Origin of the sequence: Frankia sp. CcI156 (assembly GCF_001983015.1) — a bacterium.
GTDB lineage: Bacteria > Actinomycetota > Actinomycetes > Frankiales > Frankiaceae > Frankia > Frankia casuarinae.
In genome coordinates, this window is the sequence record NZ_MOMD01000042.1 from 54,185 (window position 1) to 74,229 (window position 20,045).

Genomic DNA, 20,045 nt, shown 5'->3' on the forward strand with positions numbered 1-20,045 from the left:
AAAGCTCCACGTTCTCCACGTGAAGATCCTATGCGCCCGCCTCCACCGGGGCTCGTGCTTCTCGCCCCCGTTGCCGGGAATCGTTGCCGGGAACTGAGAAGTCCTTCCGCGGTCCGGATGAACCGGGCGGCATGGGCGGTTATGCGGGTATGCGCTTCGGAGATGACGACACCATTCGCCGCATGCTCACCGACACCGAGGTCTGGGCGGTGGTGGGGCTGTCCAACGACACCCGCCGGACCGCCTACAGCATTGCGGACTACCTGCGACGGCACGGCAAGCACGTCGTGCCGGTGCATCCTTCGGCACCCGTGGTCGCGGGGGAGCAGGGATACGMGACGTTGAGCGAGATCCCGTTTCCCGTCGACGTCGTCGACCTGTTTGTCCGGTCGGAGCTGGCCGGCCCGCTCGTCGACGAGGCGGTGAAGATCGGCGCGAAGGGGGTCTGGCTCCAGCTCGGTGTGCGGGACGAGGCTGCCGCGGCGCGTGCGGGCGAGGCCGGGCTGGACGTCGTCATGGACACCTGCCCGGCGATGGAGGCACCCCGGCTGGGGCTCGGCTGGAGCCGTTGATCCCCGGCTCCTCCGCGGGCGCCCGGCGCGATCGATTGAGCAGCACGAACCGGCGGGTCGCGAGCGCGGCGGCAGGCGGGAAGAGCACGAGGACGGGGAGCAGGTAGCGGTAGTCGAAGCACACCGTCGCGGCCGGGACGATGAGCGTGGCGGCCCCGGCCGCCACGAGGAGGGCCATGTCCGCCCGCAGCCGTCGATCTTCGGCGGCCCGGTCCCGCAGGCCTCTCCGGCGCCGGGAGCCACGGTTCCCCGGCGGCGCACGGCGGTCCCGTCCCGGGATCATGATCGCGACGACGGCAAGGATCACCATCCCGGCCAGGGYCGGACCGGGCGTGAAGACGAGATGCTGGTAGCTCCGCAGGAAACCGGCGGACGGCTCGCGGATGACGCGGCTGGGCGCGTCCCCGTGGAAGCCGAGCAGTGGCTCGCCGTTGTGTAGGTAGCGCGGTTCGTTACCGGTCGGGAACCGCCAGGTCGCGTCCGGCCAGTCACGGTGCCCGACCGGTCGGCCCGGGGCGAAGTAGTGCGCGATCTCCCCGCCGACCATCCGGGCGTAGTCACCGAACTGATACCGGATGACCTGGCGGGTGAAGTCGCGCAGCAGCGCGTCCCGCTTGTCGTCGGGCATGTCGAGCCGCCAGTGCGGGCTGTTGCCGTTCCAGACGTAGTAGCTGGGATCGGGCCGCCCCGCCACCGGATGCGGRGAGCACAGGACGAGCTGGCGCGTGCTCAGGTGTAGGCGATCACATTCGGCGATCGGTGCCACCCGGCCGTACATCCACACCGCGTCCCCACCGGTGAGCGCGTACTTCCCGTGCGCGTGGTGGAACCAGCCCGCGTATCCGACGAGTGGAACGGCGAGCATCACGGCGAAGGCGGCGGGCCGGAGCCATCCGACGCGACGAAGAAGCAGGTAGCCCACGGCGAGCACACCCATGGCGACCCCGATGGTGCGGACCAGGCCCGCCCCGCCCAGTAACAGGCCGGCGAGCCCGCACGCCCACACCGACGGTCGTGCCGACCAGGTCAGGGCGATCATCGCGGCGACCAGCAGGACCGCGAACAGGGTCTCGGCCATCACGTAGTGCTCGAGGACCAGCTGGTAGGCGTCCAGCAGGACCGGCGCGGCGGCGAGGGCCGCCACCGGGGCCGCCACTCGGCGGTGGACCAGCAGGACGTAGATCCCCACCCCGAGCGCCAGGCCCGCGACGTGCTGGACCACCGTCACCCACCACAGGTCGCCGGTGTGCGACAGCAGGCGCAGGAAGGCCGGGTATCCGGCCGGCCGCATCGGGTCGGGCGCGTGCAGGGTGGAAAGTCGCAGGTAGGCGTAGGAGTCTCCGCTGAACTCGAACGCCGGCCGGTAGGCGTACCCGGTGACCACCCGCAGGGTCATCCCGGCGACCAGGAGAACCGCGAAGGGCAGATGCCGCGCGACCGGCCGGGCGGGTCGGGCCGGCCGGGCGGGTCGGGCCGGCTGGGCGGAGGCCGGACCCGATTCACGGCGCCGCGCGTTCGGGCCGTAGAGCGGGCCGGGGTGCTCCCCGGACGGCACCCGGCCCGGGGCGGCGAGGTCATCCGCGGGGTCATTCCCGGAGGCGGGGTCATCCCCGAAGACAGCGGGATCGCATAGGGAGACGGGCGCGGCGTCACCGGGCAGCGGTGGAAAGCGGCGTCTGCCCGAGACGACCATTCTGCCCAGGACGGCCATGATGAATATCCGCCGTTCTCAGAACCTGACGACCTCGGCCGGGTGTTCCGGCGCCTCGAAGCACAGGCCGAGGCCGGGCGTGTCGGCCCGTGGACCGCTCGCCTCGGCCTGGGTGGAGCCCGCGCCGGCACTCGCACCCGCACCCGCGTCAGGGCCCGCGTCAGGGCCCGTGCCGGTACCCGTGCCGGTACCCGTGCCGGTACCCGTGCCGGTACCCGTGCCGGTACCCGTGCCGGTACCCGTGCCGGTACCCGTGCCGGTACCCGTGCCGGCACGGGTACCGCGGGCCGACGCCCGCTGATGCCCCCCGCTGGGTCCGGCGGTCAGCAGCCGCAGGAAGAAGGATCCGAAGGCGGTCTGCGCGCCCAACACCATCAGCGTCATCGCGAGCAGGGCCGGGCGCATCTCGTTGAGCGGTCCGAGATTGTTGACCAGCCAGCGGACGAGGACGACCACGTCCACGACAAATCCGACGATGAACAGGCCCGCGCCGAGCGCAAGCCCGCGTTCGAGGGTGAACAGGCGGTGGATGAGCGGCAGCGGCCAGCGGCGGCGCTCCTGCCAGCCGAGGGCGTGGTTGTGGACGTCGGCGCAGACCCCCAGCAGCACCAGTTGCCAGCCGAGTAGCGCCAGCAGCGCGAACAGGATCGAGAAGTGCAGGTCCAGCCGGTGGAAGCCGAGATTGAGCGAGCCGGGCAGCAGCGCCGCCTGRCCCACGATCCCGAGCGCCAGCAGCACCAGGCCGGGCAGCACGAACAGGTGCCTCGGCGCCAGCAGCAGCATGAACCGCAGGTGCCGCCAACCATCCCRCAGGGAGTGCAGCTTGGAGGCCCCGACCCGCGGATGGTAAGTGATCGGCACCTCCTCGATCCGAAGCTCGGCGCGGCCCGCGGCGATCACCAGTTCGGAGGCGAGCTCCATCCCCTCGCAGCGCAGCTGCATACGCAGGTACGCCTCTCGGCTGAAGGCCCGCATGCCCGAGTGCGCGTCGGAGGAACGGACGTCGAACAGCCGGTTCAGGATGCCGGTGAGCACAGGGTTGCCGACGTAACGGTGCAGCCAGGGCATCGCTCCCGGCAGGATCTCTCCAGCGAAGCGCGACCCGAGCACGTAGTCGGCCCGCCCGGCGCGCAGCGGAGCGAGCAGGACGCCCAGATCCGAGAAGTCGTAGGAGTCGTCGGCGTCGCCCATCACGATCAGCCGGCCTCGGGCGGCGGCGAACCCGGCCAGGTAGGCGTTGCCGTAGCCGCGCCGGGTCTCGCGGACGACCCGGGCACCTGCGGCTGCGGCGACGTCCGCCGACCGGTCCGTGGATCCGTTGTCGACAACGACGACCTCGCCCGCGGCACCCGCGGTGKCCAGTCCCGCAAGGGCCTTGCGCACACAGACGCCGACCGACTCCTGCTCGTTCAGACACGGCATGACGACCGACACCTCGACCGGCTGTCCGCCGGCACGCGGGCCGAAACCCCCGCCGGTGGGGATGCCCCCGAAGGCGTCGGTACCGGTACCGACACCCGTGGCACCGTCCATCGTCCGTACCCCCCCTTGTGGCCGGGCATGTCCGGGTCCGTGGCCGTTCACCGGTGCCTGTCCGTGGCTCTGCCGTGTCGATGCCCGGTCGCCGGGGACAACGGGCGCCGTTCATGCAGGTGGGCGCATCAGCGGAACCGGCCCACGTCATTGTTGYGGTCAGGATGGCGGAACCRCTCGGCCACCGCCCCGTAACCTACCGATCCGATGGTCCGGTCCTGTTACCGGTATCTCGCTGTAGACACCCCGTGGTCCGTCCGGCTGGTTCCCGATGTGCCGCGTTTCGCATCCGCGCTGGTCACGGCCGTTGCCCACGCTGACTTGCGAGTCAAGGGTCGCAGACACGTCGGCCCCTTCACACGCGCCTCGGTGTGACGCTTCTTACGGAGWGGCGTAACGTCTGGTGCTCGTGCAAGCTGTTCGCGTTTCAGACCCGGCATCGGCGTCCCCGGTGCCCACCGACGACCCGGAGCCCTCCTCGCCCGAGCCGTCCTCAGTTCCCCTGCCCGCTGACGCCTCACGCACAGCCGCGCTCCGGCGACGTGGTTGCCCGCACTGTCCGCCCTGCCCCACGGCGGACAGTGCGGATCGCGACGCTGCCCGGGTGGCCAGCCAGCATTGGGACCAGGGCTGGATCCTGCTGTGTAACGGGGTGATTCTGTTCGAGGACACCGGCGAGATCCTGCCGACAGGTCGCACCGTCGAGCCACGACGGGCGCTGCCCCGGCCCRGGGGCGTGGCACGGCCGCCGGCTCCGAGATGGGCGAGCCAGGCCCCGGTCGCGTTCTGACGGTCGCGTTCTGACAGGCGCGGCCTGACAGCGAGCTCCTTCTGCTCGCTCCTTCCGTGGAGTTCGGGAGGATGTGAAGTTCATCCCAGTTGATCTGGGTGTCCCCCTTACGGGTACGGTGCCGGCGTGGCGTCAAGGTCGGTGACGAGGCCGGGAAACGGGACCGCTCCCCGCTGGCCCGCGGAGAACCGGGTCGGTCGGCGCGTCCGGATCCTCATGCGCCGTGACATCGCGCTGGGCCGGACGTTCCTGCACGCCTTCACCAGTGCGGACCGGTCGCTTTTCGCGGCGCTGGCCGGCGGCAGACCGCTGCTCGACCCGGCGCTGCCGCGGCTGTCCCACGCTGCCGATCATGGTCTGCTCTGGTGGGGGGTGGCCGGGGCGCTCGGTGCGACGAAGGGACGCCGTCGCCCGGCGGCCGTCCGTGGCCTGCTCGCCCTGGGAGTCGCGAGCGTTCTCGCCAACGGGCCGATGAAGGTGGTGTTCCGCCGGGACCGCCCACCGACTCACACGATTCCCCCGCTGCGGCGGCTTCGCGAGGATCTCACGACGTTCTCGTTCCCCTCTGGGCACGCGGCGTCGGCAGCCGCCTTCGCCACCGKAGTCGCGTTGGACGCACCCGGCGCGGCGGTGCCGGTGGCTGTGCTCGCCGCCGCGGTGGCGTTCTCCCGGGTGTACGTCGGGGTGCACTATCCCGGGGACGTGGCCGCCGGCGTGCTGCTGGGGATAGGGGCGGGCCTGGCGACGACGAAGGTGATGCCGCGTCGGCCGTGGGCCCCCGCCCGGGCCAGCCCCGCGTCGGCGTGGGCGCCCGCCCTGCCCGACGGCGACGGCCTTACCGTGGTGGTGAACGCCCGTTCCGGTCCGGGTAACCACACGGACCTGCTCGCCGTGCTGCGGGCCGACCTGCCCAGGGCCCGGGTCGTCGAGGTCGACGCGGGCGGCGACGTAAGAACCGTGCTGAGGTCCGCGGCGGCGCGGTCCCGTGTGCTGGGCGTCGCCGGCGGCGACGGCACCATCAACGCGGCCGCCCAGACCGCGCTGGCGCACGGCGTGCCGCTGGCGGTCTTCCCCGCGGGCACGCTCAACCACTTCGCCGCGGACGTCGGACTCGCCGGGGCGGGTGACTCGGTGCAGGCGATACGGGAGGGTTCGGCGGTCGCCGTCGACATCGGCCGGGCCGAGGGCATCGGCGCGACGTTCAGTCGGTTCTCCCGCATCTTCGTGAACACCGCGAGCCTCGGCGGTTACCCGGACATGGTCGCCATCCGTGCGCGGTTCGAGCGCCGCATCGGCAAGTGGCCGGCGATGCTCATCGCGCTGAGCTGGGTGCTGCGCCACGAAACGCCGTTCGAGGTCGAGATCGACTCCGAGTACCGCCGGGTCTGGCTGATCTTCGTCGGCAACGGGATCTACCAGCCCGACGGGTTCGCCCCCACCTACCGCACCCGCCTCGACGAAGGGCTGCTGGACCTGCGGGTGGTCGACGCCGCGGCGTCGCTTGCCCGGCTCCGGCTGGTGGGGGCGGTGCTGACCGGCCGTCTCGGGCGCAGCCGGGTGTACGAACAACACACGGTCGAACGGGTCACGATCTCATCCCGTCAGCCCGGCCCGCTGCCGTTCGCCTGTGACGGCGAGGTCACGGAGGGAGTGGAACGCATCGTCATCACTCCGGGCGGAGCCCGACTGATCGTCTACCGGCCGCGGCGGCCCGGCGCATCCGGCTGAGCCGGGCCGGTGGACCGGCAGCCGGGCGGACCGCGGCGGCGTCAGCGACCGCGGCGGTGCTGCAACGGGATGAGCGTGTGCAGCGGGCTGGTCAGCCGGGTGAACTGGTCGGTATCGAGGAGATCCTCGACGARCAGCGCGCAGGCCAGGTCGGCGCACAGCTCCATGACCCGCCGGTCCTCGCTCGAATCGGTGCCCCGATGGCCGCGGCAGTACGGGCACAACCGCCAGAAACCCTCGGCGGCGCTGCGCCGGACCAGGGTCCACACCCGGCGACGCCCGGTCACCACGGCGCTCGCGRAGGCGGCGTCCATCGCCATCTGATGCGCGGAGTCGTCGCGGGTGAGTGCGGACACCAGCAGGCCGTCGAAGACCTCGAGGCTGTCCGGATCGTGGCAGCGCCCGGCGAGGACCGGGAGTGCCGCGAGAACCCGCTTCACGTCCGCCGCGGCCGGGCCGAGGTCGGGTTCGTGCGAGCGCGCGCGGGGGTAGACCGTGCGCCACGGACGCATCAGTGCCGCGTACTCCGCGCGGCCGAGGATGGGCCGGGAGTAGGAGGCGGCGACCGCGTCGCGCATCGCGCGCAGAGCCGTGGCGGCGATCGTCGGTTCGACGGTGACGTACTCCGCGCCGGTGAGGTCGTCGGCGTAGATCGCGCTCAACGCGTCGAAGGCGGCCAGCACCTCGACGATCAATGGAGAGTCGGGGGAGAGCGCCTTGTCCCGGGCAGCGGCGAGGTACCCCGAGTTGCGCCAGGCGGCGGCGAGCGAGACGAGCTCCGTGTCGGTGGTGTGGACGAGTTGGGCGAGGATGCCGAGAATGCCGCGGAGGTTGGGATGTTCCTCCAGCCGCTCGATGCGACGGGCCCGCAGGATCATGCCGCCGTCCCGTCCACGCGGCTTGCGACGCCGCACTGGGACCGCCGTGGGCTCACCGCGCTCCCGCCTGTCCGCGGTTCAGGTGATGCCGCCGCGGGTGCGGTGGTCGTCGCCACACCATTCACCTCGTCCTCCTCGACCGTCGCAGCAGACGCCGCGCGGGCCTCGTCACGACCCGCAGCCGCGCGCCGGCCGGTCGGCTGGTTATCGGCTGGCCGGCCGGCTCCTGATTGACCTGACAATTGACCTGACAATTGACCTGACAGCGACCTGACAGATGCCTGACCGTACCGGACCGCGACGTGGCCGTGCGATGATCGGCAGGCGGGTTTTCGTTGCTCTCCGACACCGACGGGGGCCGGGAGTACGTGCCGGAGGGCTTCGCCGCCGGCGGTTTCACAGCTGGTAACGCCGCGTGACCAACCTTTGGACATCACCCTCGAGAGACTAGTGTCCGCGGCGGCGATGCGGAACTCAACGCGTCATCAAGTGGAACATGGGGTACCGCGAAAGACCCGGGKCGTAACCGAATCGGGGACGGCGGTGGACCCCGATGAAGCCGAGCGCGGTGGAGTTCATCACGGACAGTGCCGATGCGCTGGGTAACTCCTCCGGGGGGTCCGGGCCGGGCCCGCCGGAACCGGGCGCGCCTGGATGCAGGGGGGCAACGCGGTGGGCCCGGAGAATGAAACCCGAGGCCGCGGGGCCGAGATCGGACGCCAAGGGGTTCGGTGCGCGGCCCGCTGCCCGGCCGGGGTGGCCCGGAGGTACCGATCCGAATGCGGTGGGCCGGATGGGCCGGATGGGCGGGCCTGGAGGCGATGGCCCGAACGCGGTGGGCCGGATGGGTCGGTCTGGAGGCGGTGATGCGGGCGCGGTGGGGCCGGACGGCCCGGCGGCTCCGGTGCCGTGGGATCCGGTCCGGCGGGTGCGGTGTGGTGGGCTCCATCGCGCGGGCCCCACCTTCCGGGCCCCACCTTCCGGACCCAGCCACCCGGGCTCCGCGCCGGGTGGGCCACGCGGGGGTCCGGTCCGGCACCGTGACCTCGGGCCCCGGCGCCGGGGAGCCCGCAGGTGGCTCCGTCGGCGCCGGGGAGGTCCCGGATGGCCCGAAGGCCTGGGCAATCCGGGACCTGAGTGGTCCGGGGCCTGAGTGGGTCGGTCAGCCCGAGATCGGCCGCTCGTCCTGCTCGGCGCCGGCCACGATCCTGATGCCGGCCACGATCGCCTCGGGCCCGTCCAGGCCGGCCTTGTCGGCACGCAACCCGAATCGCCTGATCGCGTCCCCGACCGTGGTGGCCTTGACCTCACCGGCCCGGACGAGGGCTTCCAGGGTCGCGACGACGATCGACTCGGCGTCGACCTTGAAGTGCCGGCGCAGGGCGGCCCGAGTGTCGGAACGGCCGTACCCGTCGGTGCCCAGCGAGGTGAACGGCTGCGGAACCCACCGGGAGATCTGGTCGGGCACCGCGCGCATCCAGTCGGAGACCGCCACGACCGGGCCGGCGGCCCCTTCGAGGGCACGGGTCACGTACGGCACGGCGTCGTCGGCCTCGGGGTTGAGCAGGTTGGCGCGGTCGCAGTCGAGCGCATCTCGCCGAAGCTCGTTCCACGAGGTCACCGACCACAGGTCGGCGGCGACCCCGAAGTCGGCGGCAAGGATCTCCTGCGCCGCCAGCGCCCAGTGGATGGAAGTCCCGCTGGCCAGCAGTTGCGCCCGCGGCGGGGAGCCCACGCCGRCCCCCGCCGCCGGAAGCCCGCCGGCCAGGTCCTCAGCCGAGCGGAACCGGTACATCCCGGAGATGATCTGCGCCGGGTCGAGACCCGCGGGCTCGGCAGGCTGCGGCACCGGCTCGTTGTAGACAGTGAGGTAGTAGAAGACGTTGTCGTCCCGCTCGCCGTACATTCGGTCGAGCGCGTCCCGGACGATGTGTGTCAGCTCGAAGGCGAAGGCGGGGTCGTAGGCCACGCAGGCCGGGTTAGTCGACGCCAGGAGCAGGGAGTGGCCGTCCTGGTGCTGCAGGCCCTCGCCGTTGAGAGTGGTCCGACCGGCGGTCGCCCCGAGCAGGAACCCGCGGCCGAGCTGGTCGCCGAGCGCCCACATCTGGTCGCCGGTGCGCTGGAAGCCGAACATCGAGTAGAAGACGTAGACCGGGATCATGTGCTGCGCGTGGGTGGCGTACGCCGTGCCAGCGGCGATCACCGAGCCCATCGACCCGGCCTCGCTGATGCCCTCGTGCAGCATCTGACCGGTCTCGGACTCCTGGTAGGACAGCAGCAGTTCGCGGTCGACGGCCTCGTAGCGCTGCCCGTGCGGCGAGTAGATCTTCGCCGTCGGGAACATCGCGTCCATGCYGAAGGTGCGGGCCTCGTCGGGGATGACCGGCACGAAGCGCGCGCCCATCTCCTTGGTCTTCATGAGGTCCTTCAGCAGCCGGACGAAGGCCATCGTCGTGGCGACGGGCTGTTTGCCGGAGCCCTTCCGGAGTTCGTCGAAGATCTTCGCTGGCGGTTGGGGGAGCGGCTTGGCCCGCACGACCCGACGCGGGATCGACCCACCGAGCGCGGCCCGGCGTTCCCGCATGTACGCGATTTCCTCAGAGTCCGGCCCCGGGTGGCAGTAGGGCGGCAGGTCACCCGACAGGGCCGAGTCCGGGATCTCCAGATAGAGCCGGTCGCGGAACTCCTTGAGCTCGCTCTTGGTCAGCTTCTTCATCTGGTGGGTGGCGTTGCGGGCCTCGAAGTCCTTGCCCAGGGTCCAGCCCTTGATGGTGTGCGCGAGGATGACCGTGGGCTGGCCCGCGTGCTCGGTCGCCGCCTTGTAGGCCGCGTAGAGCTTGCGGTAGTCGTGGCCACCGCGGGAGAGCTTGCGCAGATCGTCGTCGGAGAGGTCCGCGACCATCCGGCGCAGCCGGGCGTCCGAGCCGAAGAAGTGCTCCCGGATGTATTCGCCCGACGACGTCGAGTAGGTCTGGAACTGCCCGTCCGGCGTGGTGTTCATGCGGTTTACCAGCACGCCGTCGGTGTCCTTGGCCAGCAGCGGGTCCCAGTCGCGGCCCCAGACCACCTTGATGACGTTCCAGCCGGCGCCCCGGAACAGCGACTCCAGCTCCTGCATGATCTTGCCGTTGCCGCGGACCGGGCCGTCGAGGCGCTGCAGGTTGCAGTTGACCACGAAGATGAGGTTGTCGAGCTCCTCGCGGGCGGCCACGCCCAGCGCGCCGATTGACTCCGGCTCGTCCATCTCGCCGTCGCCGAGGAACGCCCACACCCGGCTGCCCGAGGTGTCCTTGATCTGGCGGTTGAGCAGGTAGCGGTTGAACCGGGCCTGGTAGATGGCGCCGATCGGCCCGAGTCCCATCGAAACCGTGGGGAACTCCCAGAAATCAGGCATGAGCCGAGGGTGAGGGTAGGACGACAGGCCGCCCGACTCGCCCTCGCGCCGGAAGGCGTCGAGCTGCTTCTCCGTCAGCCGGCCTTCCAGGAAGGCGCGGGCGTAGATGCCCGGGGACGCGTGACCCTGAATAAAGATCTGGTCACCCGAGGCACTTCCCGGCGAGGAACTGAGATGGTCCTTGCCGCGGAAGAAATGGTTGAAGCCCACCTCGTAGAGGCTCGCGCTTGAGGCGTAGGTCGCGATGTGACCGCCGACATTGAACGCGGGGCGGTTGGCGCGGCTCACCATGATGGCCGCGTTCCACCGGATATAGGCCCGGATGCGGCGTTCGATGTGCTCGTTGCCGGGGAACCAGGGCTCCMGCTCCGGGCTGATGGTGTTGATGTAGTCGGTGCTGGTGAGACCGGGAACACCGACCGCCTTCTCCCGGGCCCGTTCGAGGAGCTTCAACATGAGGAAGCGGGCCCGGCCGCGGCCGGACTCCTCGATGACGGCGTCGAGCGACTCCAGCCACTCGCTGGTCTCGGAGGGATCGATATCCGGCAGCTGACTCGGTAGCCCATCGGTGATGACCGAGAACTTCCGGGGTGTGTCCTGCGCCACGCCTTCTCCTGCTCCTCGAGCTTCCCGGGGCCGTCACGACCATGCGAAAAGGTCCTGATCGTATGACCGTCGGCCCAGTGGTCACTTTCGCAACGTACCGGGGTGGAAACATGCATGATCAATGCGCCGCCGCATCCCGGCCGCTCGCTCATCCCATACGACGCCTGTGCTCTGGGTGATGGCCGACCCTCGGTGGCCGAGAGGGGGGTCACCCGGAGAACGGGCCTGTCATGGACCATCGTGCTCTATCGCAGCTGCCTCGTCACGTACGTCTTGTTACTTCCGGGTCGGGACCTGGGCGATGTGCGGTGCGTTGTTGGCATGTCGTCCGTAGTGCGGCCGATGCCGGGCCCCGCCGTGGTGGACAATCACCCTGATGGAGACCCGGATGAAGACGACGACGCTGTCCGTGCGCACCGGCCGGCGAGAAAGTGTGGTGGACCTCACACCCGATGCGCGGCGGTTCCTTGCCGGTTCCGGTGATGGGTTGCTGTCGGTCTTCGTGCCGCATGCCACGGCCGGCGTGGCCATCTTCGAGTTGGGCTCCGGTAGTGATGCCGACCTGCTCGCGGCGCTCGCGGATCTGCTCCCCGCCGACGGCAGATGGCGCCACGCACATGGAACGCTCGGTCACGGCCGCTCGCATGTGATGYCGGCCATCATCCCGCCCTCGTTGACGGTCCCGGTGATCGACGGCCGCCTCGCGCTCGGGGTCTGGCAGTCCATTGCGCTGGTGGACCTCAACGTGGACAACCCCGATCGAACGGTCCGGATGTCGTTCCTGGCGGGATGATTCCGCTCTCTCCGGGGTACTGGCGGGGAGTCACATCAGGCTGACCACGCCGTCGCTTGTCCACAACCGACGGCGTGGCACTTGCGCAGTCACCGGAAGGTCCGGTGGACTAGGTCGAGGCGCACCGATCGATGAGGATCATCATTGGATGCGTCCACCGAGACGGGACGCCCTCGCGGCTACGCGGAGCGTCGACATACGAGCAGGAGGTAGTGGAGGGTGAGTCCGACCGCGGCGAACGCCGAGGGTCAGCGCCGAGCGGAGCGGCTGGGAGTCTCCGCCGGGACCCAGGTGCAGTCGCTCAACGAGGACGACGACATCGCCCAGGACCTGCTGGACGCCGTCACGAGCGCCAGCGGGACCGAGCTTGTCCCCGAGGACTCCGACGACGTCGTCGACATCGTCCTGCTGTGGTGGCGGGAGGATGACGGGGACCTGGCGAACGCCCTCATCGACGCACGGCGGCAGCTGTCCGACGACGGCGTGATCTGGCTGCTGACGCCCAAGGCCGGGCGTGCCGGCCATGTCGAGCCGAGTGACGTGCTGGACGCGGTGCCCACCGCGGGTCTYGTCCAGACCAGCACGTTGAGCGTCGCCCAGGAGTGGTCCGGCCAGCGGCTGGCGGCGCCGAAGTCGCAGCGGGTGCGTCACCGCTGACCCAGGGTGCCCGGTCCGGCCCAGCTGGGCCTGGCCGGTCCGGGCCCGGCCGGGCCTGGTCGGTTCGGCCGGGCCTGGTCGGTTCGGGCCGGTTCCCCCGGTTTCGGGGTCCGGGTCGAGGCAGGCGCGCACCGCCGTGCTCGCGTGCCTCCGGGACGTACGCGGGGTGTATGGGCGTCTCTCGCCGCCGTGGGCGGCGCTCCAGGTGGGCCGGGCGGCGGGCGGTCACCGGTAGGGCGGTCACCGGTAGAGCGGCACCTGCTGGCCCTCGACCGCCCCGGGGTAGCGGTCCCAGATGCGGTTGATTCCGAACTGCAGGACCAGCGCGCCGCCGCCGATGAGGAAGAGAGCGAAKGCCAGGACCGGATTCGTCTCGGCTACCCCGGCCGCACGCTGGGCGTCGCGGACGCGGGTGCCGAGCCGCCAAGCCGCGACGAACGGCGGGACGATGATTRSCCAGCCGATCRGGAAGGCCAGCAGCGACAGCGTCGGGTTCACCTCGATGCGCCGGTCATACTCGGCGAGTTCCTTGTTCGTCCGGTAGATCCAGACGAACGGGTAGACACCCAGGGTGATCAGAGGAAGACCCAGCCACACCGCGAAGGGGTTACGCCTCCTCCCGAGTAGGCCGGACCCCTGGAACGTGTCGGGGGAACCAGGTGGTCCGGCCAGACCCGGTGTCCCGTAGTCGGGGGTGGCGGGGTAGCCTTGCTGCGGTTCGTGGCCGGTCAGAGACTCACGAAACGCATAGATCGGAAATCCGCCGGTGGATGTGCCCGGCCCGTCGATCGGGTGGGGTTCCCGGGCGGGGTATCCGTGCGGGGTGGAACTCTGATTGGTCAACGTGGCCCTGTCCTCATCGGTGTCCATACCAGTGGTGGCCGCGGGGCACGGCACCATGCCCCCACGCATGTCCGGCGGGTGCGGCTCCCGCGTCGATCGGCCAGACTAGGGCACTCTGGCCTCGAAAACCCGCGCACCCGCCGCATCGGGGTCACCGGACCGGGAAGGACACCCTTCGTCCCGATCTGATCGCCGTGATCTGATTGTCGAGCATGCGTGTGAACGTCCAGGTCGGGTGCGGTTCCAGGCGGTACGGCGGAGATCCGGAAGGTCGTGTAGGGCACGCCGCGGATGGGTGGCCAGCTTCGAGGTAGCCGGCAATGGCATGCTGGATCGGGACATCCATGCCGATCGGTGAGTACCTTCGCCGGATCTGGCGCGGGGCCCGCCGCCGTAGTGATCACCCGTTGTGGTCACCGGTCCCTGATCAGTTCCCCACCGTTGTGGAGAGGAAGAGCCCATGGCCGTCGAGGTTGGCTCCGTCGCCCCGGACTTCTCGCTGAAGGACCAGAACAACGAGGTTGTCACGCTGTCCGAGTTCCAGGGTAAGCGCAACGTGGTCCTGTTGTTCTACCCGTTGACCTTCACCGGCGTCTGCCAGGGCGAGCTGTGCTCCGTGCGGGACGATCTCGCTTCGTTCCAGAACGACGACGTCCAGGTGCTGGCCGTGTCGGTCGACTCGCCGTTCGCCCACAAGGTCTGGGCCGACCAGCAGGGCTACGAGTTCCCGCTGCTCGCCGACTTCTGGCCGCACGGCGCCGTCGCGAGCGCGTACGGCGTCTTCAACGCGGAGCGGGGCATCTCCCTGCGGGGCACCTTCGTCATCGACAAGGAGGGTGTTGTCCGCTGGAAGGTCGTCAACAACATCCCCGACGCGCGGGACCAGGCCGAGTACCTCAAGGCGCTCGCCATCCTCTAAGATCGTCCTTGCGGGAGCCGGCCTGCGTCTGGGGAGTCGTGGAGGGCCGGCTCCCGCCGGGGCTCGCCGCTGCGTAGTCTTAGTCGGCCTCGTCATCTCCCGGGCGCGTAGCTCAGCGGAAGAGCGCTCGCCTTACAAGCGAGTGGTCGCAGGTTCGATCCCTGCCGCGCCCACGGGCTGGTTCCGCATGCTTGTTGATCTGCGATCAACTGCGCCAGCAGCCGCGATGCTAGTCGGGGGACGACCCCCCGAACCCCCCGACGGGGCGCCTCTGGGGCCGGGAAATCCGACCGTTTGTAGCAACCGGTGTAGCACGCCTGCCGGGCCGCCGTCGGGGGGAGTGGGGCATCTCAGCCGCCGATCAGATGATCGTCGAGACGGGTGAGCGCGGCGCGCTTGGCCGCCACCTCGCCGCGAACGGCGGCCCGGCCGACCCGGCCGAGTTGGAACGCTCCCACGTCGAAGCCTTCCTGGCGGACTACGCGGCCACCCACGCCCCGGCAACCGTGTCCCTCGTCTTCCGGGCGTTGCAGCAGTTCGGCCAGTGGCTCGCCGAGGAAGAGGATCTCGACCGGTCGCCGCTCGACCGGATGCGCCCGCCCGTCGTCCCCGAACAGCCGGTGCCCGTTCTCACCGACGATCAGATCCGKACTTTGCTCGCCGGCTGTGCCTGCCGGGACCTGGTGTCCCGCCGCGACGAGGCGATCATCCGCCTGTTCATGGACACCGGTGCGCGTCGCGCCGAGATCGCGAACCTCACCGTCGAAGACGTCGACTTCACCCAGGACGTGATCCACATCGTGGCGAAGGGCCGCCGGGCCCGTGCCGTCCCGTTCGGGACGGGCCAGCGACCCCGGGAGGCCGGGCCGGCACACCACGCACGGAGAATGGGCAGCATGAAGATTCGGCTCGAAGGCAGCGACCGTGCTCGCCGAGGTCATGGATGTGATCAGGGTGTCGTCCCCGGAGGGGGACCGTCGGTACAGCGCCGTCCGGATGCACCTCGAAGTGCGGCTTCGGGCTGGCGGCCGCGGCGAGGCGGAGGACCCGGCCGCGTAAAGCCTGTTCGACACGCTCCGCCAGGCCACGGAGGCGGTCCGGTCTGTGTGCGCCGACCGTGGATGTTGACCTTCCCGGCTCCGCGAAGGTCAACATCGGCCACCCGGGGGTTCTTTCGCAGTTCCTTCGCACTTCTTTCGCAGCGAGGGAAGGCGGGCCGACCGCGGGTGTTCTGAGTGATCTTATGGCCACCCATACGATCACATGYGGCCTCCCGGTTCGGCCGCTCAGCCTGTGTCGGCGGGGGCGCTGGCCTGCCGGCGAGCGGCCCAGTCGTGGCGGGTGATCGCGTAGATGTTCCGGGGTCTCCCGCCCCGGTCTACCGGACCTTCGGCCAGAGCGAGGCCGAGCTTCTCCGCGACACGGATCGAGGCCGCGTTCTCCGGGTGGATGATGCTGATCAGCCGCTCCCGGGCCAACACCTCGAAGGCATACTCCAGGGCCGCAGCGCCGCCTTCGGTAGCGAGGCCCTCGCCCCACCGTTCCCGGCGGATGGTCCAGGCCACCTCGGTGCCGGGCCAGCCGTACTCCTCGTACAGCCCCACCCGGCCCACGAACTCGCCGGTCGTCCGGTCATGCGCGAGCCACATCCCGAACCCCTGCAACGCCCAGTGCCCCACCTGGAAAGCGAACATTCGCCAGACCGCGCCCTCGTCTGCCGGTGAACCGGTGTACGCGCTCATATCCGGGTGGGCTGCCATCGCCGTGTACGCCGGGATGTCCACGGCTGTCCAGCCGCTGAGGCTCAGCCGGCGGGTTGTCACGGTCGGCACGTAGACCTGGGGCGTGGGCTCGGCCAGTTCCAACGTCATCAGCCCATCAAAGCGGGACGCGGGGCGGTAGTGAGCTGTTCCCGGAAAGAGGTCACCTCCGGCACCGAGCCGTACCCGGAGAGATCGTTGACGAGGCGGCAGGCGCGCGTAACGACGGTGTGCGTAGGCCGGTCCGCTACCAGCTCCAATGCGCGGCTGCCAAGCATCGCGGCTTCCGCCGGGTCCGGACGCTCACGGCGAAGCAGAGTAGTCGCCAGGACCATAAGGGCATGGCCGTGGTCCTCGAAGCCTGTGGCCCGGCCGCTATCGAACGCCTCGACAGCCTGACGCGCGAGCGGCTCGGCCTCCGTACCAGCACCCAGCCGGGCGAGCAGCCCGGCGGTGAACCAGTCGGCGTTCGCTCGGCCGAACGGGGAACTCCCCGGCCGTGGTTGTGTCTCGATGACGGCCGCATTCATGCGTGCGAGCGCCTCCCGCGTGGCCGTCGGGTCGCCGAACGCGGCGTAGGCGCGGGCCTCGTAGGCGAACAGGCGGGCCCGGGTGTAGGGGTGATCCGCGACTGCCCCAGCCTTACGGACGATCTTCGCCGCCTCGTCGTACTGCTGCCTGTAGAAGCACAGAGTGGAGTCCATCGCGGCAACAGACGCCGTCAGCACATCGTCATCGATCTGTTCGGCGTGGTCCCGGGCTTGGATCACGAGTTGCTGGGATGCGTCCTGGTCGCCCATGTTGAAGGCAAGCCGGGCGAGCATGTAAGCGGACAACCCAGCCACACGGGTCAACTTCGCGTGTGCGCGTGGCTTGACCCCGGATTCGATGTGCTTCTCCGCAGACTGCCAGGTCCTGAACACCTCGGGCGCGAGCGCGTCGTGAGGCGTGCTCKTGAAGGCGGCTGCGTGACGGTCCACCGCCCCATCAAGGCTGGCGAGGGTCAGCGCATCAGGACCGAGCCGCGCGCGCCGCCGATAGGTGTCGGCTGCAAGGGCCGCGGTGAGCTCGAAGAACGTTCGCCTGTCCGTCCCCCTCACCTCCCCTTCCGACTCTGCGGCCTGCGGCTCGGGGATATCTACCCCCGCCGCGGCGGTCAACTCGGTCAGCCGTACCGCCTTCTGCGCCGCGCGGATTCGTTCACCGAGGTCGGTTAGCTCGCTGCGGGTGCCGAACACCTGGTCGTACGCCTGGAGGATGTCGCGGGTCGGGAGCCGGCCGCGGTTGCGGATGGCGGAGGCGTTCTTCCGGTTGTGGGTGGTGCGTTTCTCCAGCTCAGTGCCTGTAAGGCCCTTCTCGGCCTGGAGCTGGCAGAACCGTTCGGCCAACTGCGCCTTCAGTGCCTCGACCCCATCAGCGTGCACGACGTTTCCCCTCGGCCGTCGGTGCGCCATGGGTGAGACATTTTTTCCCACCCATGGGACAGAAGATCTCACCCTCCCATCGAGGTGTCACGCGCTGTGTGATGGGTCGTGCGCGGAGGGACACACGCCGGCCACCTTCCCGGACCAGCAGAGGAGCGCATCGTGACTTCCCCCATGCGGGCGCCAGGCGGGTCCGCCGGCCGGATGCCCTCCGCCTGCCACCGGGTCCGCCTTGGCCTGCCCCTCACCGCCGCGGGGCGTTCCCTGGCCGGGCAGGGCCCCGTGGCCGGGGCGGGAGGAGGGCCAGCCGCAGACGCGAGCGGCGGCCCCCTCCCGCCCCTCCCCACCCGGACACCGCAGGCCGTGTGGGATGCTGCGGTGGCTGACCCGGACGGGCCGCTGCGAACCCGGGTCGTCCGTGGGGTCAGGGTCGCTGAGGCTCGCCKGGCACCAGTCGACCCCGAGGGCGACCGGCTGTGGACGGTGGTCGTCCTCGACCACGACGACGACCCGGTAGGGACTGTCCTCGGCTTCCCCTCGCTGGACGCGGCCGACGACTACGCCGCGCGACACCCGGACATTCTGCGCTGGGTGTCGGTGCCGTCCCGGCCGGCGATCCCCGCCGGACTGCCCGGCCCCTGAGACGAGGGGCCGCCTCGTCGTCCACAAACCTGGCGGTCTCCTCCCGCACGGCCCTTCCACCCGAGGTGGGGCGCCTGTCGGATACAGGCGTCCCGGATTCCGGCCTGCGGGTGGGAGGCCCCACGTTCCCCGTCTGCCCCGGCGCCGACCCGCTCCGCCGCGGCAGGCGGGCCCCACCATGAGAGGACCCGTCCCGTGCAGCCGTCCAGCTTGGCCCCGGCCGACGTGACATCGCCGTGGCGCCGCCCGTCACGGATGAACCGGAACGCGGTCGACGTGGTCGAGGTAGCCCGCGGGGAGCACCGGGTCCTGATCCGCTCGTCCCTCGGCCCCCCGATAAGGATCACGCCGCAGGCGTGGGCCGATCTCGTCGCCGCGGTGAAACGCGGCGAGTACGACGACCTCTGATCGCGCCGCCGGGTAGCCGCCCGGAGGTAAACCTCAACGCGAGGGAGCACGATCATGACTGTTGTTGCTGAGGCCCCGACGTTCTTATGGCTGGAGATCACCGGCCGGTGCCAGCTCGCATGCGGCCACTGCTACGCGGACTCGTCGCCGCTCGGGGACCACGGGACGATGAGTGCGGCCGACTGGCGTGCGGTGATCGACGCCGCGGCCGAGCTCGGTGTGGGGATGGTGCAGCTGATCGGAGGGGAACCGACGCTGCACCCCGGCCTGGCCGGCCTGGTCGGCCATGCGCTGGCCGCCGGACTACAGGTGGAGATCTACACGAACCTGCTGCACGTCACGGCCGCCCTGTGGAAGGTCTTCACCCTGCCCGGGGTGCGGCTGGCGACCAGCTACACTACGCGGCCGACCCAGCCGGCCATGAGACGGTCACGGGCCGGCCGGGCTCGCATGCCCGGACCCGCGCGAACATCGCCGAAGCGGTCCGCCGCTCGGTACCGCTGCGTGTCGGCCTGATCGACACCGGTGCGGGTGCGGACATCGACGCCGCACACGCCGACCTGGTCGCCCTCGGGGTCACCGACACCGGCCGCGACCAGGCCCGCGGATTCGGTCGTGCCGCGCCGGCCGGCGTCGACGTGGCCGACACGTGCGGGGGCTGCGGGCACGGCACTGCCGCGGTTCTGCCGGATGGCACGGTGTCTCCGTGTGTGTTCACCCGCCATGCGGTCGCGGCAACGTCCGGCGGACCGGGCTCGGCGCGATCCTGGCCGGGGAGGCGTTCGGCGCCCAGGTCGAGGCGCTCGACCAGGCCCGCCGGCATRTCGGAGTGCCGATGGCGTGCAAACCGAACCCGAAGTGCGCCCCGGCGTCGTCGTGCGCCCCGTCCTGCACCCCGTCCGATACCGGTAACAAGGGGTCGAACTGCCAGCCGAAGGGGRAGTGAGCAGGCGATGAGGTGGGTGCCGGTCCGGGTCGACGACGCCTGGATGGGGTCGGTCTGGCGTGACGGCGCTGCACAGCTCGGGGTGCAGCCGCAGGGCGCGCCGGCCCTCAGCGCGTCCGGGAACGTCATCGGCGGGCCGGTCACCCACCGCGGAGAGACGGCGTGGCTGCGGGTCGCCCCGTTCCTCGAAGACGCCATGGACGTGGAGCCGTGGCACGGTACCCGCGACGCCGGGCCCCTAATGGGACATACCGGGCAGCCGTGAGGCAGGCTCGGTTCCGGTAGCCGCCAGCAGGTGAGCACTCGAGGCCCCTGGACGCAGGACGAGTCCTAAGGTCAGACCGTGCCCCTGCCGGTGGTCGGGAGAGCGGACCACAGATGGGATGTCGTGCCCGCTGATCGTGGCGTGAGCACTTGACCATTAGGGCGTGGTGGATCTCC

Annotated in this window: 18 protein-coding genes and 1 tRNA gene; 12 read left to right on the top strand and 7 right to left on the bottom strand. The window is 70.6% G+C overall.

Annotated elements, in window-relative coordinates; translation table 11 throughout:
• The first annotated feature begins 131 nt into the window (after positions 1–131).
• Positions 132–572, top strand: coding sequence for a CoA-binding protein (locus CcI156_RS16060; RefSeq protein WP_254847459.1), 441 nt, complete (start codon positions 132–134; stop codon positions 570–572).
• Here the strand turns inward: CcI156_RS16060 and CcI156_RS16065 are convergent.
• Entirely contained in the window at positions 514–2,283 is a 1,770-nt protein-coding gene (locus CcI156_RS16065; protein ID WP_076806564.1) for a hypothetical protein, read from the bottom strand. The genes CcI156_RS16060 and CcI156_RS16065 overlap by 59 nt on opposite strands.
• Positions 2,284–2,301: 18 nt before the next feature.
• Positions 2,302–3,816, bottom strand: coding sequence for a glycosyltransferase family 2 protein (locus CcI156_RS16070; RefSeq protein ID WP_076806567.1), 1,515 nt, complete (start codon positions 3,814–3,816; stop codon positions 2,302–2,304).
• Between the two features lie 451 nt (positions 3,817–4,267).
• Between CcI156_RS16070 and CcI156_RS27415 the strand changes: the two genes are divergently transcribed.
• Positions 4,268–4,606 (top strand): DUF5999 family protein, encoded by a 339-nt coding sequence (locus CcI156_RS27415; RefSeq protein WP_256382308.1) that lies wholly within the window; start codon positions 4,268–4,270, stop codon positions 4,604–4,606.
• Positions 4,607–4,822: 216 nt separating this feature from the next.
• A complete protein-coding gene (locus CcI156_RS16080; protein WP_254847462.1) occupies positions 4,823–6,334 on the top strand; it encodes a bifunctional phosphatase PAP2/diacylglycerol kinase family protein in 1,512 nt (503 codons plus the stop codon).
• 41 nt (positions 6,335–6,375) lie between these two features.
• On the opposite strand, the gene CcI156_RS16085 is transcribed toward CcI156_RS16080, so the two are convergent.
• Together CcI156_RS16085 and aceE are read right to left on the bottom strand one after the other, a co-directional pair.
• On the bottom strand, positions 6,376–7,212 hold the full coding sequence (locus CcI156_RS16085) for a hypothetical protein (protein ID WP_076806572.1): 837 nt from the start codon (positions 7,210–7,212) through the stop codon (positions 6,376–6,378).
• 1,162 nt (positions 7,213–8,374) lie between these two features.
• On the bottom strand, positions 8,375–11,212 hold the full coding sequence (gene aceE / locus CcI156_RS16090) for a pyruvate dehydrogenase (acetyl-transferring), homodimeric type (RefSeq protein WP_076806573.1): 2,838 nt from the start codon (positions 11,210–11,212) through the stop codon (positions 8,375–8,377).
• A gap of 388 nt (positions 11,213–11,600) precedes the next feature.
• Between aceE and CcI156_RS16095 the strand changes: the two genes are divergently transcribed.
• Together CcI156_RS16095 and CcI156_RS16100 are read left to right on the top strand one after the other, a co-directional pair.
• Positions 11,601–12,005, top strand: coding sequence for a secondary thiamine-phosphate synthase enzyme YjbQ (locus CcI156_RS16095; protein ID WP_076806585.1), 405 nt, complete (start codon positions 11,601–11,603; stop codon positions 12,003–12,005).
• A gap of 219 nt (positions 12,006–12,224) precedes the next feature.
• Entirely contained in the window at positions 12,225–12,662 is a 438-nt protein-coding gene (locus CcI156_RS16100) for a DUF3052 domain-containing protein (protein WP_011437440.1), read from the top strand.
• A gap of 240 nt (positions 12,663–12,902) precedes the next feature.
• Here the strand turns inward: CcI156_RS16100 and CcI156_RS16105 are convergent, their stop codons facing one another.
• Complete coding sequence (locus CcI156_RS16105; protein WP_254847460.1) at positions 12,903–13,505, bottom strand: DUF4234 domain-containing protein; 603 nt, start codon at positions 13,503–13,505, stop codon at positions 12,903–12,905.
• A 460-nt stretch (positions 13,506–13,965) separates the two neighbouring features.
• Here CcI156_RS16105 and CcI156_RS16110 point away from each other — a divergent pair, with 460 nt between their 5' ends.
• From CcI156_RS16110 to CcI156_RS27820, 3 genes are all read left to right on the top strand, one after another.
• Positions 13,966–14,424 (top strand): peroxiredoxin, encoded by a 459-nt coding sequence (locus tag CcI156_RS16110; RefSeq protein ID WP_011437438.1) that lies wholly within the window; start codon positions 13,966–13,968, stop codon positions 14,422–14,424.
• A gap of 101 nt (positions 14,425–14,525) precedes the next feature.
• Positions 14,526–14,597, top strand: a tRNA-Val gene (locus CcI156_RS16115).
• Positions 14,598–15,014: 417 nt separating this feature from the next.
• Entirely contained in the window at positions 15,015–15,659 is a 645-nt protein-coding gene (locus tag CcI156_RS27820) for a tyrosine-type recombinase/integrase (protein ID WP_371681815.1), read from the top strand.
• A 51-nt stretch (positions 15,660–15,710) separates the two neighbouring features.
• Here CcI156_RS27820 and CcI156_RS16125 read toward each other — a convergent pair whose 3' ends face one another.
• Together CcI156_RS16125 and CcI156_RS16130 are read right to left on the bottom strand one after the other, a co-directional pair.
• Positions 15,711–16,295 carry a GNAT family N-acetyltransferase gene (locus CcI156_RS16125; RefSeq protein WP_011437436.1) on the bottom strand — a complete coding sequence of 195 codons (585 nt, stop codon included), beginning with the start codon at positions 16,293–16,295 and terminating at the stop codon, positions 15,711–15,713.
• Entirely contained in the window at positions 16,295–17,608 is a 1,314-nt protein-coding gene (locus tag CcI156_RS16130) for a transcriptional regulator (protein WP_076806587.1), read from the bottom strand. Before CcI156_RS16130 ends, CcI156_RS16125 begins: the two co-directional genes overlap by 1 nt.
• Before the next feature lie 162 nt (positions 17,609–17,770).
• Here CcI156_RS16130 and CcI156_RS25000 point away from each other — a divergent pair, with 162 nt between their 5' ends.
• From CcI156_RS25000 to CcI156_RS16150, 4 genes are all read left to right on the top strand, one after another.
• Positions 17,771–18,250: a hypothetical protein gene (locus CcI156_RS25000; RefSeq protein ID WP_139341522.1), complete on the top strand. Its 480-nt coding sequence runs from the start codon at positions 17,771–17,773 to the stop codon at positions 18,248–18,250.
• Between the two features lie 195 nt (positions 18,251–18,445).
• Positions 18,446–18,658, top strand: a complete 213-nt coding sequence (locus CcI156_RS16140; protein ID WP_011437433.1) for a DUF397 domain-containing protein — start codon at positions 18,446–18,448, stop codon at positions 18,656–18,658.
• Between the two features lie 54 nt (positions 18,659–18,712).
• Complete coding sequence (locus CcI156_RS16145; RefSeq protein WP_011437432.1) at positions 18,713–19,174, top strand: radical SAM protein; 462 nt, start codon at positions 18,713–18,715, stop codon at positions 19,172–19,174.
• A 437-nt stretch (positions 19,175–19,611) separates the two neighbouring features.
• On the top strand, positions 19,612–19,869 hold the full coding sequence (locus tag CcI156_RS16150; RefSeq protein WP_023841282.1) for a hypothetical protein: 258 nt from the start codon (positions 19,612–19,614) through the stop codon (positions 19,867–19,869).
• Positions 19,870–20,045 lie beyond the last annotated feature (176 nt).

What these genes read in the sequence shown, in the direction of transcription:
- CcI156_RS16110 (WP_011437438.1), top strand. Translation starts at nt 13,966, where the DNA reads ATGGCCGTCGAGGTTGGCTCCGTCGCCCCGGACTTCTCGCTGAAGGAC.
- CcI156_RS16125 (WP_011437436.1), bottom strand. Translation starts at nt 16,295, where the DNA reads ATGACGTTGGAACTGGCCGAGCCCACGCCCCAGGTCTACGTGCCGACC.
- CcI156_RS16145 (WP_011437432.1), top strand. Translation starts at nt 18,713, where the DNA reads ATGACTGTTGTTGCTGAGGCCCCGACGTTCTTATGGCTGGAGATCACC.
- CcI156_RS16150 (WP_023841282.1), top strand. Translation starts at nt 19,612, where the DNA reads ATGAGGTGGGTGCCGGTCCGGGTCGACGACGCCTGGATGGGGTCGGTC.